Origin of the sequence: Streptomyces sp. NPDC048288, from assembly GCF_043201555.1 — a bacterium.
In the GTDB taxonomy this organism is placed as follows: Bacteria; Actinomycetota; Actinomycetes; order Streptomycetales; family Streptomycetaceae; genus Streptomyces.
The window spans coordinates 41780-57395 of the sequence record NZ_JBICZD010000003.1; the positions used below are offsets into that span (position 1 = coordinate 41780).

General features: G+C 69.4%; 12 protein-coding genes. 3 read left to right on the plus strand and 9 right to left on the minus strand.

Going from position 1 to position 15616, the window contains the following annotated elements; all coding sequences use genetic code 11:
• Nucleotides 1–155: 155 nt before the first annotated feature.
• The 4 genes from ACGFZS_RS11505 to ACGFZS_RS11520 all read right to left on the minus strand — a co-directional run bounded on the left by ACGFZS_RS11505 (nucleotide 156) and on the right by ACGFZS_RS11520 (nucleotide 4134).
• Nucleotides 156–2441 carry a hypothetical protein gene (locus tag ACGFZS_RS11505; RefSeq protein WP_393794912.1) on the minus strand — a complete coding sequence of 762 codons (2286 nt, stop codon included), beginning with the start codon at nucleotides 2439–2441 and terminating at the stop codon, nucleotides 156–158.
• Between the two features lie 156 nt (nucleotides 2442–2597).
• A complete protein-coding gene (locus ACGFZS_RS11510) occupies nucleotides 2598–3014 on the minus strand; it encodes a DUF6113 family protein (protein WP_393794913.1) in 417 nt (138 codons plus the stop codon).
• The gene (gene mshB, locus ACGFZS_RS11515) at nucleotides 3011–3877 is read right to left on the minus strand and encodes an N-acetyl-1-D-myo-inositol-2-amino-2-deoxy-alpha-D-glucopyranoside deacetylase (RefSeq protein WP_393794914.1); all 867 of its coding nucleotides are present in this window, start codon (nucleotides 3875–3877) and stop codon (nucleotides 3011–3013) included. The genes ACGFZS_RS11510 and mshB overlap by 4 nt, the downstream gene beginning before the upstream one ends.
• Before the next feature lie 62 nt (nucleotides 3878–3939).
• A complete protein-coding gene (locus tag ACGFZS_RS11520; RefSeq protein ID WP_089098958.1) occupies nucleotides 3940–4134 on the minus strand; it encodes a hypothetical protein in 195 nt (64 codons plus the stop codon).
• Nucleotides 4135–4323: 189 nt separating this feature from the next.
• Here ACGFZS_RS11520 and ACGFZS_RS11525 point away from each other — a divergent pair, with 189 nt between their 5' ends.
• The gene (locus ACGFZS_RS11525; RefSeq protein ID WP_393794915.1) at nucleotides 4324–6447 is read left to right on the plus strand and encodes an alpha/beta fold hydrolase; all 2124 of its coding nucleotides are present in this window, start codon (nucleotides 4324–4326) and stop codon (nucleotides 6445–6447) included.
• Nucleotides 6448–6612: 165 nt separating this feature from the next.
• Here the strand turns inward: ACGFZS_RS11525 and ACGFZS_RS11530 are convergent, their stop codons facing one another.
• From ACGFZS_RS11530 to ACGFZS_RS11550, 5 genes are read right to left on the minus strand one after another with little or no spacing between them, the layout of a single operon-like run.
• Nucleotides 6613–7698 carry an ABC transporter ATP-binding protein gene (locus tag ACGFZS_RS11530; protein ID WP_393794916.1) on the minus strand — a complete coding sequence of 362 codons (1086 nt, stop codon included), beginning with the start codon at nucleotides 7696–7698 and terminating at the stop codon, nucleotides 6613–6615.
• The gene (locus ACGFZS_RS11535) at nucleotides 7691–8665 is read right to left on the minus strand and encodes an ABC transporter ATP-binding protein (RefSeq protein WP_393794917.1); all 975 of its coding nucleotides are present in this window, start codon (nucleotides 8663–8665) and stop codon (nucleotides 7691–7693) included. Before ACGFZS_RS11535 ends, ACGFZS_RS11530 begins: the two co-directional genes overlap by 8 nt.
• A gap of 8 nt (nucleotides 8666–8673) precedes the next feature.
• Nucleotides 8674–9654 (minus strand): ABC transporter permease, encoded by a 981-nt coding sequence (locus ACGFZS_RS11540; protein ID WP_393794918.1) that lies wholly within the window; start codon nucleotides 9652–9654, stop codon nucleotides 8674–8676.
• Entirely contained in the window at nucleotides 9647–10570 is a 924-nt protein-coding gene (locus tag ACGFZS_RS11545; RefSeq protein WP_390969528.1) for an ABC transporter permease subunit, read from the minus strand. Before ACGFZS_RS11545 ends, ACGFZS_RS11540 begins: the two co-directional genes overlap by 8 nt.
• Before the next feature lie 6 nt (nucleotides 10571–10576).
• Entirely contained in the window at nucleotides 10577–12205 is a 1629-nt protein-coding gene (locus tag ACGFZS_RS11550) for an ABC transporter substrate-binding protein (RefSeq protein WP_393794919.1), read from the minus strand.
• 496 nt (nucleotides 12206–12701) lie between these two features.
• Here ACGFZS_RS11550 and ACGFZS_RS11555 point away from each other — a divergent pair, with 496 nt between their 5' ends.
• Both ACGFZS_RS11555 and ACGFZS_RS11560 read left to right on the plus strand, forming a co-directional pair.
• The gene (locus ACGFZS_RS11555) at nucleotides 12702–13730 is read left to right on the plus strand and encodes an ABC transporter permease (RefSeq protein WP_393794920.1); all 1029 of its coding nucleotides are present in this window, start codon (nucleotides 12702–12704) and stop codon (nucleotides 13728–13730) included.
• A 78-nt stretch (nucleotides 13731–13808) separates the two neighbouring features.
• Complete coding sequence (locus tag ACGFZS_RS11560) at nucleotides 13809–15572, plus strand: ABC transporter substrate-binding protein (protein ID WP_393794921.1); 1764 nt, start codon at nucleotides 13809–13811, stop codon at nucleotides 15570–15572.
• Nucleotides 15573–15616: the final 44 nt, after the last annotated feature.

Consider the following 15616-nt stretch of genomic DNA (forward strand, 5'->3'; position numbering starts at 1 on the left):
GGCGCCGCGCCCGGGGCGGGCGGGGGGGCGGGCGCGCGCGCCCGCCCGCGCCCCCCCCCCCCCCGGGGGGGGGGGGGGCGCGGGGGCGCGCCGGCCCCCCCCCCCCCCCCCCCCCCCCCCCCCCCCCCCCCCCCCCCCCCCTCTGGAAGGCGACGTCAGCTGGGGTTGGTGTCGATGACCCCGACCCGGTTGCTCTTGCTCAACAGCGCCTGGCGCAGGGCGACGTAGACGTCCTGCGGGGTGACGGCCGTCTTCTCACCGGTGGCACGGGTGATCTTGACGCCGTCGAAGGCATTGCCGTAGAGGTCCTTGAGGGCGTTCAGATCGGGGCTGTCCACGAGCTTGCCGTCGACCGCCTTGACCCGGAGGAACTTCCACAGGGAGTTCTGCGGGCTCATCGGCACCGGGACGCCGTTTTCCGTCTTGACCGAGACGAGCGCCGACATCGCCGGCTCCGCGAACGCCTTCATCTCGCGGTCGACCTCCGCGTTGGAGACCGTCGGCTGCACGGTGGTCGTGGACACCGTCACCGGTGAGGCCGAGTTGGTCTCGACCATCGTCTCGTAGGCCTGCTTGACCGCTGTCGTCGACGCGGCCGCGTCGATGCCCTTGCCCGCCTTGCCGTAGACCGCGACGGCCTTGCCGGAGGTGAACTTGATGGTGCCCTCGGTGACGGAGCCGGAGCTGCCGCCGAGGTCCTTGAGGGCGGCCTGGAGCTTCTCCTCGTCGACCGGCATGACGGGGGCGACGACCCGCTTCTGGCCGAAGAGGGAGCCGATCACGGAGACCGGGTTGTAGTCGCTCTTGGCGGCGGCCTCGACCGTGTTCTGCATGTCGAACTGCAGGCCCGCCTGGTCCGGCGGCAGCGAGACGGTCTTGCCGTCGACGGACAGCTTCAGCGGCTGGTTGACCCGCTTGCCGAAGGCGTCGTCGAGCTTCTTGACGGCGTCGTCGCGGGTGCCGCCGCCGATGTCGACGCCGAGCACGGTGGTGCCCTTGGGCACGTCGGAGTGGTTCATGAGCAGCCCGGCGCCGTAGACGCCGAGGCCGGCGACCACCACGACACCGACGAGCAGCGGCAGCTTGCTCCGCTTCTTCTTGGCCTTGCCCTTCCCCTTGGACCCGGCGGGCGGCGGCGAGACCGGCTCGGGCAGCTTCGGGGGCGTGTGCGGCAGCGGCCCGTCGGCGGGCGCGCCCGGCGCGAACGGGGAGCCGGAGCCCGGCGGGACGACCGGGATGCCGCTGGTGACGGTGTGGCCGGAGACGTTGTCCGCCGGTGCGCCGTAGCCGGGCGTGCCCGGTTCGGGGGCGGGCTTCTGCGGGGTGAGGATCGCGGTGTCGTCGCTCAGGCCGCCGCCGGGGCCGAGGCCGGCACCGGCGGGGGCGGTGCGCGCGCCGGGTCCGGCCTGGGCGCCCGGGCGGGCGGCGGGGCCGGCGCCCGGGCGGCCGGTGCCGTTCGGCGCGCCGAAGGGCTCACCGCCGCCGAAGGACTCGCCGCCGGTGACCGGCGGGACGAACGGGCCGTCGCCGGTGACCGGGCCGCCGGTGGGGCCCGCCGGACCCTGCGGGCCGCCGGGGCCGCCGGGCAGGCCGGGGCCGTTGAAGCCGCTGGGGCCGCCGGGACCGGCCGGGCCGCCGCCGGGCGCGCCGGGACCGGCCGGGGCGCCGTGCCGGCCGCCGTTGTCGGAGAAGTACGGGAGTTCGTCGCGGCGGGTCTCGCCGCCGCCCTTCGCGCCGCCCCGGGGGCCGCCGAGCGGGCCCGCGGCGAGCGCCTCGGTCACGTCGAAGGAACCGGTGCCGCCGCCGTGCCCCGGGGCCACCGGGCCGCCGGTCGCGCCGGTGGGCAGCCCCGCGCCGTTCGTGGCACCGGGGCGCACGCTCATGGAGCCGACGACACCGCCGGGACGGCCGCCGCCCGGACGCGCACCGCCCGGGGCCGCCGGACCGCCCGGGCCCGCAGGGCCGCTCGGCGGGGCGGCGGGCGAAGCGCCGGGCGTACCGGCGCCGTTGGTGGCGCCGCCGCGCTGAGGGCCCTTGGCGGGGCCGGACTTGCGGGGCGCGAACCAGTCGCTGGCCTTCTCGTCGGGGGCGGGCGCGGGCGCCGGATCGGCGGCGGGCGGCTCGGTGGTGCCGGTGGCCATGGCGGGGGCCGTCGGCATCGCGTGCGTGCCCGTCTCCTCGCTCACGCCGGCCTCGGCCGTGTCCGTGACGGGAGTGCGGACGACCACGGGCGGAATCGGCCGGGATCCGGGGATGTTGATCCGGATCCGGGTCGTCAGCGTGGTCTCGGTCTTGCGCTCCTCCGGCTGCGCGGCCGAACGGCCCGCGCCCGTACCGTCGTCGGAAGCCATGGGGGTCCCGTACGGCGGCGTGCCCGAGGGGTATGCGGCTCCGCCGCGCCCGTCGGGCCCGGAGGACGGAGTGTCAGTTTCACGACTCAAGGCAGGTTCTCCCGGTTGGCTCCACCGCCTGTGACGACCTTGCGAGGGCGGCTCGGCGGCGCGCACCACCATACTGGCCACATCTGGCGCTTATCCCATGACCGCTGGGGAAACCCACACCGGACTCGCACGTGCGCCCTATGGCGAAGTGGTACGTCACTTGCCAAGTCGGGCGTCGTCGGCGTCGGGTTGCCGCCCCAAACCTATTGTGGCGCAGATCACAGCCAGCGCCATGCCGCCGAGCAGGAAGAGATACGAGCCCACTCCCGCGCCGAACAGGAAGTCCCCTTCGGGCCGGCTGGCGGTGAGGAAGATGACGGCGACGACCCAGCCGGCGGCGGGCGCCACGGCCCCGCCGCGGCTGCCCGTGACCCGGGAGCCGCCGAGGAAGAGCCCGGCGGCACCGGCCAGGGCGAGCAGCAGCCCGCCGGGGAACCAGCCGGCCTGCACCAGGGCTCCGGCGAAGCCGACCACGGCGCCGAGCACGACCAGCCCGACCAGGGCGGCGACCCGTCCGGCGGAGGGCGCCCGCAACGGTTGCGCGAGCATCGATCCACGTCCGGCGGAACTCATGACGCCTCCCCGATACCGGCGAAGAGATCGGTCTCGCGCGCCGCGCCCGGCTCGCCGACCGCCAACTCGTAGTACTCGGTGGTGAATACGGGCTGGGCCAGCTCATTGCTCAGCGCGAACCAGGGGGCCGCACCGGGCGCCACCTCGATCTGGGTGGCGTGGGCGGCCATCGCGGCGGTCTTCGCGGTGGTGTACGCGGTGCCGTCGATCTCGGCGGTGATCCGGTGGTCGTCGACCACACCCGGTACGTCCTCGACGGCGGCGGGCTTGTCGAAGGGCAGCCCCGGCAGTTCGTCCTGGAGCCGGGCGAAGGCGGCCTCGGCGACCGAGCGCGGCACGCGGTTCCAGTAGACCTTGGGGACGCGGTGACCGGCCTCGGCGGCCAGGGCGACGGCCCGCATGGCGACCCGGTGGGCCTGGATGTGGTCCGGGTGGCCGTATCCGCCGTTGTCGTCATAGGTGACGAGGACCTGGGGGCGGGTCTCCAGGATGACCGCGACCAGGTGTCCGGCGGCCTCGTCGAGGTCGGCCTGCCAGAAGCAGCCGGGCACGTCGTTCTCGGGCAGGCCCATCATCCCGGAGTCGCGGTAGCGGCCGGGGCCGCCGAGCAGCCGGAAGTCGCCGACGCCGAGTGCGCGCATGGCGGCGGTGAGCTCGCCCAGCCGGTACTCGCCCAGCGCGGGACCGGTCAGATGCCGCAACTCGGGCGGGATGACCTCCCCGCCCTCGCCGAGCGTGCAGGTGACCAGCGTCACATGGACGCCCTGGTCCGCGTAGCGGGCCATGGTGGCGCCGTTGTTGATCGACTCGTCGTCCGGGTGTGCGTGCACGAGCAGCAGGCGCCGGGCAGGGTCTTCCGTCATGACCCCACCCTACGAAACGACACCGACAGTGCCGCGCAGCCCCGGCGCCCGACGGGCCGGGGTCAGAACTTGATGCTGCCGATCATGCTGGCGACGTTCGTCGTCAGATCGCTGATCGTCGGCGCGATGGTCGAGGAGGCGAGATAGAAACCGAGCAACATGCAGACGACGGCATGACCGCCCTTCAGACCTGACTTCTTGATCAACAAGAAGACGATGATCGCCAGCAGCACCACCGCCGAAATCGAGAGTGCCACGGCGGCTCACCTCCAAAGATCCCAGGGACGCGGGGGGTTCGGGTATGGGGGTTGTAGATCGGTACAGCAATTCCATGCTCAAGCCAGCAGGTTCATACCCACTCAGCGGTAGTGATCATAACTATGCGTGCTCGCGCATCGCTCGGCGCACGGCCGCACAAGGGGGCGCATGGCCAATATGGTCGGGGGATGACGACCGAGGCTGTCTCATTCCCCCGCCGGCACGCCCGCACCCAGCGTTTCACGCTCGGCGCGCCGCGCGCGTTCACCGTGGCCCCCGACGGCTCCCGCGTGGCGTTTCTGCGCTCGGGTTCCGGTACGGACCGGGCCAACTCCCTGTGGGTTCTCGATGTTCCGGGCGGCCGGGAGCGCCTCGCGGCGGACCCCCGCGCCCTGCTCGACGGCACCGAGGAGCACCTCTCGCCGCAGGAGCGGGCCCGTCGTGAACGCAGCCGCGAGGGCGGTGCCGGCATCGTCGGCTACGCCACCGACGCGGCCTTGGAGCTGGCGTCTTTCGCCTTGTCAGGGCGGCTTTTCACGGCGGAGCTCAGGGCCGGCACGGCACGCGAACTCACCGTCCCGGGACCGGTGATCGACCCCCGTCCGTCCCCCGACGGCCGCCATGTCGCGTACGTCGCGGAGGGCGCCCTGCGGGTGGTGGGCGCCGAGGGCGAGGGCGACCGGGCGCTGGCGGAGCCGGAGTCGGAACAGGTCACCTATGGATTGGCCGAGTTCATCGCGGCCGAGGAGATGGGCCGTTCGCGCGGCTTCTGGTGGTCCCCTCGGTCCGACCGGCTGCTCGTGGCACGGGTGGACGACACGCCGGTACGGCGGTGGTGGATCGCCGACCCCGCCCACCCCGGGCGTGAGCCACATCATGTCGCCTACCCGGCGGCGGGCACCGCGAACGCGGAGGTTCGGCTGTTCGTCCAGGGCCTCGACGGGGAGCGCACGGAGGTCTCCTGGGACCGGGCGCGCTATCCGTATCTGGCGCATGTGCACTGGTCAGAGGCGGGTGCACCGCTGCTGCTCGTACAGGCGCGCGACCAGCGCAGCCAGCTGTTCCTCGCCGTGGACCCGGCCTCGGGGGCGACCCGGATGGTGCACGCCGACGAAGATCCAACATGGCTTGAATTGTTCGGTGGAGTGCCCTGCTGGAGCCCCTCCGGTCAGCTCGTGCGGATCGCCGACGAGGGCGGCGCCCGGGTGCTCGCGGTGGGTGAACGACCGCTCACGGGAGCCCAGTTGCACATCCGCGCGGTGCTCGACGTGACCGCCGATGACGTGCTGGTTTCCGCGTCCGCCGGCGAGGAGGCCGAGTCCCCCGAGATCGGCGAGGTGCACGTCTACCGGGTCAACGAACTCGGCGTGGAGCGCGTGTCGCAGGAGCCCGGCGTGCACACGGCGGTGCGCGCCGGGGGCGTGACCGTATTGGTGTCCGCCACCCTGGACCGTCCGGGCGCCCGCGTCCAGGTGCTGAGTGACGGAAAAGTCGTCGCCACTGTCCCGTCGTACGCCGAAGATCCCGGTCTGTCCCCGCGCGTGACGCTCACCGAGGGGGGCGCACGCCGAATTCCGTGCGCCGTGCTTATGCCACAGGACTACGACGGGAACACTCCCCTTCCGGTTTTGCTCGACCCCTACGGGGGTCCGCACGGCCAGCGGGTGGTCGCCGCGCACAACGCCCACCTCACCTCGCAGTGGTTCGCAGACCAGGGCTTCGCGGTGATCGTGGCCGACGGGCGGGGCACCCCGGGCCACTCCCCCGCCTGGGAGAAGTCCATCAAGGACGACGTCGCGGCGGTCGTCCTCCAGGACCAGGTCGACGCACTCCAGGCGCTCGCCGCCGACTTCCCCCTCGACCTCACCAAGGTGGCCGTCCGCGGCTGGTCCTTCGGCGGCTACCTCGCCGCCCTCGCGGCCCTGCGCCGCCCGGACGTCTTCCACGCGGCGGTGGTCGGCGCCCCGGTGACCGACCTGCGCCTGTACGACACCCACTACCAGGAGCGCTACCTCGGCCACCCGGCCGAGCAGCCGGAGGTCTACCGCCGCAACTCCGTGATCGACGACGAGGGCCTGGTCGACGCGGCCGACCCGCACCGCCCGATGATGATCATCCACGGCCTGGCGGACGACAACGTGGTGGTGGCCCACTCGCTCCGGCTCTCCTCGGCGCTGCTCGCGGCGGGCCGCGCGCACGAGGTGCTGCCGCTCTCGGGCGTCACGCACATGACCCCGCAGGAGCAGGTGGCGGAGAACCTGCTGCTGCTCCAGCTGGACTTCCTGAAGAGGTCCCTGGGGCTCGTCGACTAGAGGTGTCGACCAGAGGTACGGCAACGGGCCGGGGCGACATGGCGCGCCCCGGCCCGTTTACGGCACCCGCACGGCCGTACGCTCATTAGAGTGCCGCGTCCGTATATCGAGACCGGGTCGGAGAAGTTGCCTGCGTGTTAACGCGATTGGCCCGGATATGCCCCGCTATACACCCCCGTTGCCAAGATCGTCCGGCGCCTCCTGGGCCGGCTCCTCCGGCGGCACCACCTGCTTCTCCTCCGCGAAATGGCAGGCGGAGTCATGGGCCGCCGGACCCGACGCGAGCCGGAACTCCTCCGGGACCGCCAGCAGCGGCACCTCCACGGCGCACCGCTCCCGCGCCTTCCAGCACCGGGTCCGGAACCGGCACCCGGACGGGATGTTCGTCGGCGACGGCACGTCCCCGCTCAGGATGATCCGCTCCCGGTGCTCCCGCGCCTCCGGGTCCGGTACCGGCACCGCGGAGAGCAGCGCCTGGGTGTAGGGGTGGGTCGGGTGGTCGTAGATCTCCTCGTCCCTGCCGATCTCCACGATCCGTCCGAGGTACATCACCCCGACCCGGTCCGAGATGTGCCGCACGATCGACAGGTCGTGCGCGATGAAGACGTACGACAGCTCGAAGTCCTTCTGGAGCCGGTCCAGCAGGTTGATCACCTGGGCCTGCACGGACACGTCGAGGGCGGAGACCGGCTCGTCGGCGACGATCACCTCCGGGCGCAGCGCCAACCCGCGCGCGATGCCGATGCGTTGCCGCTGGCCGCCGGAGAACTGGTGCGGATAGCGGTTGATGTACTCGGGGTTGAGACCGACGACGTCCAGCAGGTCCTGGACCCGCCCCCGCCGGTCGCCCTTGGGGGCGGCCTCCGGGTGGATCTCGTACGGCTCGCCGATGATGTCGCCCACGGTCATGCGGGGGTTGAGCGAGGTGTACGGGTCCTGGAACACCATCTGGATGTTGCGGCGGACCGCCTTCAGCGCCCGGCCGCTCATCCTGGTGATGTCCTCGCCCTTGTACCTGATCGACCCCGCCGTCGGCCGTTCGAGGTTGACGAGCATCTTGGCGACGGTCGACTTGCCGCAGCCGGACTCCCCGACGATGCCGAGGGTCTCTCCCTTGTTGAGCGTGAAGTCCACACCGTCAACGGCCTTGACGGCGCCCACCTGTTTCTTGATCAAGATGCCCTGGGTCAACGGGTAGTACTTGACCAGTCCACTCACTTCCAGGATCGGCTCAACCACGGCGTCAACCATTGAGGCACTCCCTCCAGAAGTGACAGGCGCTGCCCCGGTGTTGATCCACCTCGTACAGCGGTGGTTCGTCGGTGCGGCACACGTCCTGGGCCATGGGGCAGCGCGGGTTGAAGGCGCACCCCGGAGGGATGTGCAGGAGGTTGGGCGGCAGACCTTTGATGGCGTAGAGCTCCTGGCCCTTCTGGTCGAGACGCGGGATGGAGTCGAGCAGCCCGCGCGTGTAGGGGTGCGCCGGCGCCTTGTAGATGTCGTGCACGGGTGCCGACTCCACGATCCGTCCCGCGTACATCACGGCGATCCGGTCGGCGACGTCCGCGACCACGCCGAGGTCGTGGGTGATGAGGATCAGGCCCATGCGGTACTCGCGCTGCAACTCCGCGAGCAGGTCCATGACCTGGGCCTGGACGGTCACGTCCAGGGCCGTCGTCGGCTCGTCGGCGATGATGAGCGCCGGTTCCAGGGCCAGCGCCATGGCGATCATGATGCGCTGGCGCATGCCCCCGGAGAACTGGTGCGGATAGTCCCGCACCCGCTGGGCGGCGGCCGGGATCCGCACCCGCTCCATCAGTTCGACGGCCCTGGCCCGGGCGTCCTTCTTCGACATCCCCCGGTGCACGACGAACATCTCGCCGAGCTGGTCGCCCACGCTCAGCACCGGGTTCAGCGCCGACAGCGCGTCCTGGAAGATCATCGCCATCCCGGCGCCCCGGATCCTCCGCCTCTCCTCTTCCTTCAGCTTCAGCAGGTCCCGCCCCTGGAAGAGGATCTCGCCCCCGCCGATCCGTCCCGGCGGCATGTCCAGGATCCCCATCACCGCCTGGGCGGTCACCGACTTGCCGGACCCCGACTCGCCCAGCACGGCCAGCGTCTCCCCCGCGTCGACGGCGTAGGAGACCCCGTTCACGGCGTGGGCGACGCCGTCCCGGGTCCGGAACTCCACGTGCAGGTCGCGCACTTCGAGCAGCACGGCGGCGCTCACCTCAGCTTCGGGTCGAGGGCGTCGCGCACCGCGTCGCCGAGCATGATGAAGGCCAGAACGGTGAGCGCGAGGGCCCCGGAGGGCCACAGCAGCGCGTGCGGGGCGTTGCGGATGTACGGGGAGGCGGCGGAGATGTCGATGCCCCAGGAGACGCTGGGCGGCTTCAGGCCGACGCCGAGGTACGACAGGGTCGCCTCCAGCGCGATGTAGGTGCCGAGCGCGATGGTCGCCACGACGATCACCGGGGCCACCGCGTTGGGTGCGATGTGCCGCAGCAGGATCCGGGAGTTGGAGGCGCCGAGGGCGCGGGCGGCCTGGACGTAGTCGTTCTGTTTCGCGGTGATCACCGAGCCGCGGGCGATCCGGCAGATCTGGGGCCAGCCGAGCAGCACCATGAACCCGATGACCGGCCAGACCGTATTGCTGGTCACCACGGAGAGGAGGACGAGACCGCCGAGGACGACCGGGATCGCGAAGAACACGTCGGTGATCCGGGACAGGATCGCGTCCCAGCCCCCGCCGAAGAACCCGGCGAGCCCGCCGAGCACCGACCCGAGCAGCGCGACCCCGAGCGTGGCGCAGACGCCCACCGTGACGGACGTACGGGCCCCGTAGACGGTCCGGGTGTAGACGTTGCAGCCCTGTCCGTCGTATCCGAAGGGCGCGCCCGGCTGGGAGCCCTCCTGGGCCTTGGCGAGGTCGCACTTGAGGGGGCTGCCGGAGGCGATGAGCGAGGGCCACAGGGAGATGACGACCAGGAAGAGGATGACGAGCGCGGAGACGATGAAGACCGGGTTGCGGCGCAGGTCCCGCCAGGCGTCGGACCAGAGCGAGCGCGGTTTGGCGGCCGGCCCTGTGCCGAGCGGCCCGCCTGGGGTCTTCTCCAGCGTCGCGGCCTCGCTCGTCGCGAGGTCCATCGCCCCGCCCGCGCCGGTGCCCGCGATCGCCCGGTCGGGCTCGAACGGCTGCTCAGGCATAGCGGATCCTCGGGTCGAGTACGGCGTAGAGGAGGTCGACGAGGAGGTTGGCCACCAGGAAGACGAGGACGAGGACGGTCACGAAGCCGACCACCGTCTGGGTGTTCTGCCGCAGGATCCCCTGGTAGAGCTGGTAGCCGACGCCGTGGATGTTGAAGATCCGCTCGGTGACGATGGCGCCGCCCATCAGCGCGCCGATGTCGGTGCCGATGAAGGTGACCACGGGGATGAGGGAGTTGCGCAGCAGATGCCGGGTGATGACCCGGTGGCGCGGCAGCCCCTTGGCGACGGCCGTACGGACGTAGTCGCTCCGTTTGTTCTCCGCGATGGAGGTACGGGTCAGTCGCGTCACGTACGCGAGCGACACGGAGGCGAGCACGAGTCCCGGCACGATCAGCTCGCCGAAGGTGGCCTCCGGGGAGACGGACGGTTTGATCCAGCCCCACTCCACGCCGAGCAGGAGCTGCAGCAGCAGACCGGTGACGAAGGTCGGTACGGAGATGACGACCAGGGTGGCCAGCAGCACGCCGGTGTCGACCGGCCGGCCGCGCTTGAGACCGGTGAGCACGCCGAGCGTGATGCCGATGACGATCTCGAAGAGGATCGCCACGATCGTCAGCCGGATGGTGACGGGGAACGCGGTGGACATCAGCTCGGTGACCGGCTGCCCGTTGAACGCCGTACCGAAGTCGCCGGTGAAGACGTTCCCCATATAGGTGAGGTATTGCTGCCACACCGGCTTGTCGAGGCCGAACTCCTTCTTCAGCTGGGCGGCGGTCGCCGGGTCGCAGGCGCGCTCGCCGCACAGCCCGGCGATCGGGTCGCCCATGACGTTGACCATCAGGAAGATCAGCAGCGTGGCCCCGACGAACACCGGGATCATCTGGAGCAGCCGCCGGACGACATAGCGCCCCATGCCGGCTCAGCTCACCTTGATCTCGTTGTAGACGGGGACGCTGAACGGATTGAGCGCCACGTCGGACAGCCGCTCCGAGTACCCCGCGCTGCCGTTCTGGTACCAGAGCGGGATGGCCGCCATGTTGTCGCGGACGACCCCCTCGGCCTGCTGGAAGGTGGACACGGCCTTGGCGGTGTCGGTATCGGCGTTGGCCTGGTCGACGAGCTTGTCGAAGTCCTTGTTGGACCACTTGCCGTCGTTGGAGGAGGCGTTGGTGTAGTAGAGCGGCTGGAGGAAGTTCTGGATGAGCGGGTAGTCCATCTGCCAGCCCGCGCGGAACGGGCCGGTCATCTTGTGCTGGCCGATCTGGTTGCGGAAGTCGGCGAAGGTGCCCACCGGGTTCCCGACGCACGCCTTGTCGTTGCCGAGCGCGTTGTTGATGGAGTTGCACACGGCGTCCACCCACATCCTGTGCGAGCCGGTGTCGGCGTTGTACGTGATCTTGAGCTGTCCGCCGGGCAGTCCCCCGCCCTCCTGGATGAGCTTCTTGGCCTGGGCCGGGTCGTAGTCGCAGGCGCTCCCGCACAGCCCCTCTTTGAAGCCGCCCTCGGCGCCGAGCACCGGCGAGGTCCAGTCGGTGGCCGGGGTGCGGGTGTTCTGGAAGATGGTGTCGGTGATCTGCTTCCGGTTGATGGCCATGGAGAGGCCGGTGCGGACCTTCTCCGATCCGCTCTTGTTCCAGGCGCTGTCGTAGTAGGGGAAGGCGAGCGTCTGGATGATCCCGGCCGGAGTGTTGATGTAACGACCACCGAGGTCGTTCTTGACGTTCTTCAGCTGCGAGGCGGGCACGTCGTCGACGAGGTCGAGGTTGCCGGCGATCAGGTCGGTGTAGGCGGTGTCGGTGTCCGTGTAGACCTTGAGGGTCACCCCGTCGTTCTGCGCCTTGTCGGCACCGGGGTAGCCGTCCCACTTCTTCAGGGCCATCTGTGAGCCCTTGGTGTACGAGTCGATGCTGTACGGCCCGTCACCGACCGGTTGCTTCAGCCAGCCGGCGTGGTCGGTGAAGAAGGACTGGGGCAGCGGGGCGAAGGCCGCGTAGCCGAGGGTGTCGGGGAAGCTGGAGAACTTCTGGCTCAGCTGGACGGTGAAGGTCTTGTCGTCGACGACCTTGAGTCCGCTCAACGTGGTGGCGGTCTGGGAGCCGGTGTCCGGGTGGGCCTTGTCGTAGCCCTGGATGTAGCCGAAGAAGTAGGCGTTCTTCTGGTTGTTCTTGAGGCTCGCGCCGTAGTTCCAGGCGTCGACGAAGGACTTGGCCGTGACCTTCTCGCCGTTGGAGAAGGTCCAGCCGTCCTTGAGGGTGATCGTGAAGTTCTGCGAGTCGCTCGTGTCGATCTTGTCGGCGAGCATGTTCTGGGCCTGGCCGGTCTTCGGGTCGTACTTCTTCAGGCCCCGGAAGATCATGTCGAGGACCTTGCCGCCCTGGACCTCGTTGGTGTTGGCCGGCTCCAGGGGGTTCTGCGGGTCGCCCCAGGAGGAGCTGAGCACACCGCTGCCGCCTCCGCCACCACTGCTGCCGCCGCCCCCGCAGGCCGTGGCGGCGAGCGCCGTCACCACCGCGCAGGCCGCCCATCGGGCGGGCGTGGCTGAACGCATGGCGTGCCTCCTCCGTGAAGGGTGATCCGTTACCGGTCAATATCGACACAATCGGCCGATACCGCTCACCCGGTGCGCCGAACGGAGGCCTTCCGAGGACCCCATGACGACCTTTAGAGGGACACGTCACCCGATTGCAGACGGACCCTCCGGAGCCCTCCGAGGATCTTGAAACGGCGGCGCAATGGATCTCCGCGCAACGATGCCGAAACGTTGGATTGCGACCTGCCCATGTACGCATTTCGGCACCCAGGCGTCCGCATAACGAACTCCTTGCCCGTTTCGCCCAGTTCGCCCGAACTAAAGCACGGTGCGATTACGAGGCGCTACCCGCGTAGCTACGGAACGGTCAAGACCAGGCAAAGAAAGTAAAGAGAAGCCCAAGTCGACCGAGAATTTATTGACCTTGAATGAATTGCGTTGAAAAAGTCCGGCGTAGCCCGTAGGGGAGTGTGCCCTGCGGAGTCATCAGACCCTCCCTTGGGCCAGGAGCACCATGACCCCCCCAACTTCATCCGCGGCTGCCCCGCTCGAGGTGACCGACGAGACCGAGAAGAAGTCGATCACTTCGGACGGCTCGAAGGGCAACGAGAGCAGGTCCCCGGGACAGCTCGCGTGGCGCCGCTTCAAGCGGGACCGCACGGGCGTCATATCCGCGGTCATCGTGATCTTCTTCTTCGTGATCGCCCTGGCCGCTCCGCTCATCGCCAAGCTGTACGGCAAGGATCCGTACACGACGTACGGGCTGAACACGCCCGGCCTGCTCGGGGACAACGGCTTCCCGGTCAAGCCCAACGGCGGCATGAGCCCGGACTTCTGGTTCGGCATCGACCCGCAGCTCGGCCGTGACGTCTTCACCTTCCTGCTCTACGCGATCCGCAACTCGCTGCTGATCTCCATCGCCATCACCCTCTTCGTCGTGATCTTCGGTGTGGTGATCGGCGTGACCGCCGGCTACATGGGCGGCAAGACGGACTGGTTCTTCGGCCGGGTCATCGACATCCTGCTCGCCTTCCCGCAGCAGCTGTTCTTCGTGGCCTTCACCCCGGTGGTGGTCTCCTTGTTCGTGCCGGACAACGAGAACACCCCGACCTGGCTCGTCGTCATCTGCCTCGTCGGCCTCCTGACGGCCTTCGGCTGGGCCTCCATCGCCCGACTGCTGCGCGGTCAGGTGCTGGCGCTGCGCGAACGCGAGTTCGTCGAGGCCGCCAAGGTCACGGGTGCGTCTCCCGCGCGGATCATCTTCAAGGAACTGCTGCCCAACCTGTGGACCCCGATCTTGATCCAGGGGACTCTGACTCTCCCGGCGATGGTCACCACAGAGGCAGGTCTCGCGTTCCTCGGTGTCGGTCTTCAGGACCCGACGCCCGACTGGGGCGTCATGATCGGATACGCCGCCAAGTTCTACCAGGACGACATCACCTTCCTGCTCTTCCCGGGCGTGGCCATGGTGATCTTCGTGTTGGCGTTCAACCTTCTCGGTGACTCGATGCGTGACGCGCTCGACCCGAAGACCAAGCGCTGATCTCCGGCTTCTTCAGGACCACGGCAAAGGCGCCGGGTGCCGGATTTCTCTCATCAACCCACATCAAGGCAGGATGCGATGTCTTTCTCGCGCAGAAACTTCCTGATAGCCACCGGTGTCGCCGCCGCGGCAGGCTCCGTGCTGACCGCGTGCAGCAGCGGTGACTCCAGCGGTGGCTCCGGCGGTGGCAAGCAGGAGGCCGCCAAGGCCCAGACCACCACGGTCAAGATCGGCACGGCGGAGGACTCCAAGGGCCCGGCTCCCGAGGTCTCCGGCGCGAAGAAGGGCGGCAAGGTCTACCTTCTGAACGACGACGACTTCTCGCACCTGGACCCGCAGCGGGTCTACTACGCCTGGAACTCCCTCGCGGTCGTCGTCATCAACCGCGCCCTGACCGGTTACAAGGTCGCGGACGACGGTTCCCAGACCCTCGTCGGCGACCTCGCCACCGACACGGGCACCATGAAGGACGGCGGCAAGACCTGGTCCTTCACCCTGAAGGACGGCGTCAAGTGGGAGGACGGCTCCGACGTCACCGTCGATGACGTCCGCCACGGTTTCGAGCGTGCCTTCGCCAGCTACATCACTGAGGGCGCCATGTACGTCCAGTCGTGGCTGACCGGCTCCACCGACTACCGCAAGTCCTACTCGGGTCCGTACTCGGGTAAGCACCTGAAGTCGATCACGACGAGCGGGAAGACCATCACCTTCCACCTCGCCGAGGCTCGCCCCGACTTCAACTACGTCGTCGCGATGCAGTCGTACGCACCGACCCCGGTGAAGCACGACACCAAGCAGAACTACGACAAGAAGCCGTTCTCGAACGGCCCCTACAAGGTCAAGTCGCACGACACGGACAAGTCGATGGTGCTCGTCCGCAACGAGCACTGGGACGCGAGCACGGACCCGATCCGCAACGCCTACCCGGACGAGTTCGACTTCTCCTTCGGCATCGAGCAGCTCACGGCGATCGACCGGCTGCTGGCCGACTCCGGCAACGACCAGTACGCCGTCTCGTGGCGCACCATCCCGCAGGAGCGCGTCCAGAAGGCCCAGACCGACGCCAAGGACCGCATCTTCCAGGGTCTGAGCAGCGGCGTCAGCGTCTACTGGATCAACACCACCCGGGTCGAGGACAAGGACGTCCGCGAGGCCATCATCAAGGCCTGGCCGACCGCCGCGATCCGTCAGCTGCAGGGTGGCTCGGTCCGCGGTGACTACGCGACCGGCATCATGAGCCCGCTCGTCGCCGGCTACAAGTCGCAGGACGTCTGGGGCAAGCTGAAGAACCCGGCGGGCGACACTGCGGCCGCGAAGAAGATCCTGCAGAAGGCCGGCAAGACCGGAACCAAGATCGTCTACGCGTACCAGCAGGACCCGACCCAGGCGAAGATCAAGGTCGTCGTGGAGAACGCCCTCAAGGCGGCCGGCTTCGACGTCGTCTCCAAGGGCATCGACTCCACCACCTGGTACGACCAGACCGGCAAGGTCGCCAACCCGTACGACATCTACTGGGGTGGCTGGTCCTCCGACTGGCCGACCGGTTACTCGGTCTTCCAGCCGCTGTTCGACAGCAAGGCGATCGCCGACGGCGGCTCGAACTACTCGCACCTCAAGGACTCGGCCGTCGACGCCGCCATCAAGGCCGCCACCGCCGAGACCGACAACGACAAGGCCAACGCCATGTGGGCCGCCCTGGACAAGCAGGTCACCGAGACCGGCGCGTTCATCCCGGACGTCTACATGCGCCGTCTGTACCTGCACGGTTCCAAGCTCGGCAACGTGAAGATGGACCCGAACTTCGACGGTTGCATGCTCTACAAGCTGTACGTCAAGGCCTGATCCATCACCTGAGAGGTGGGGCGGTCACCGGCCGCCCCACCCTC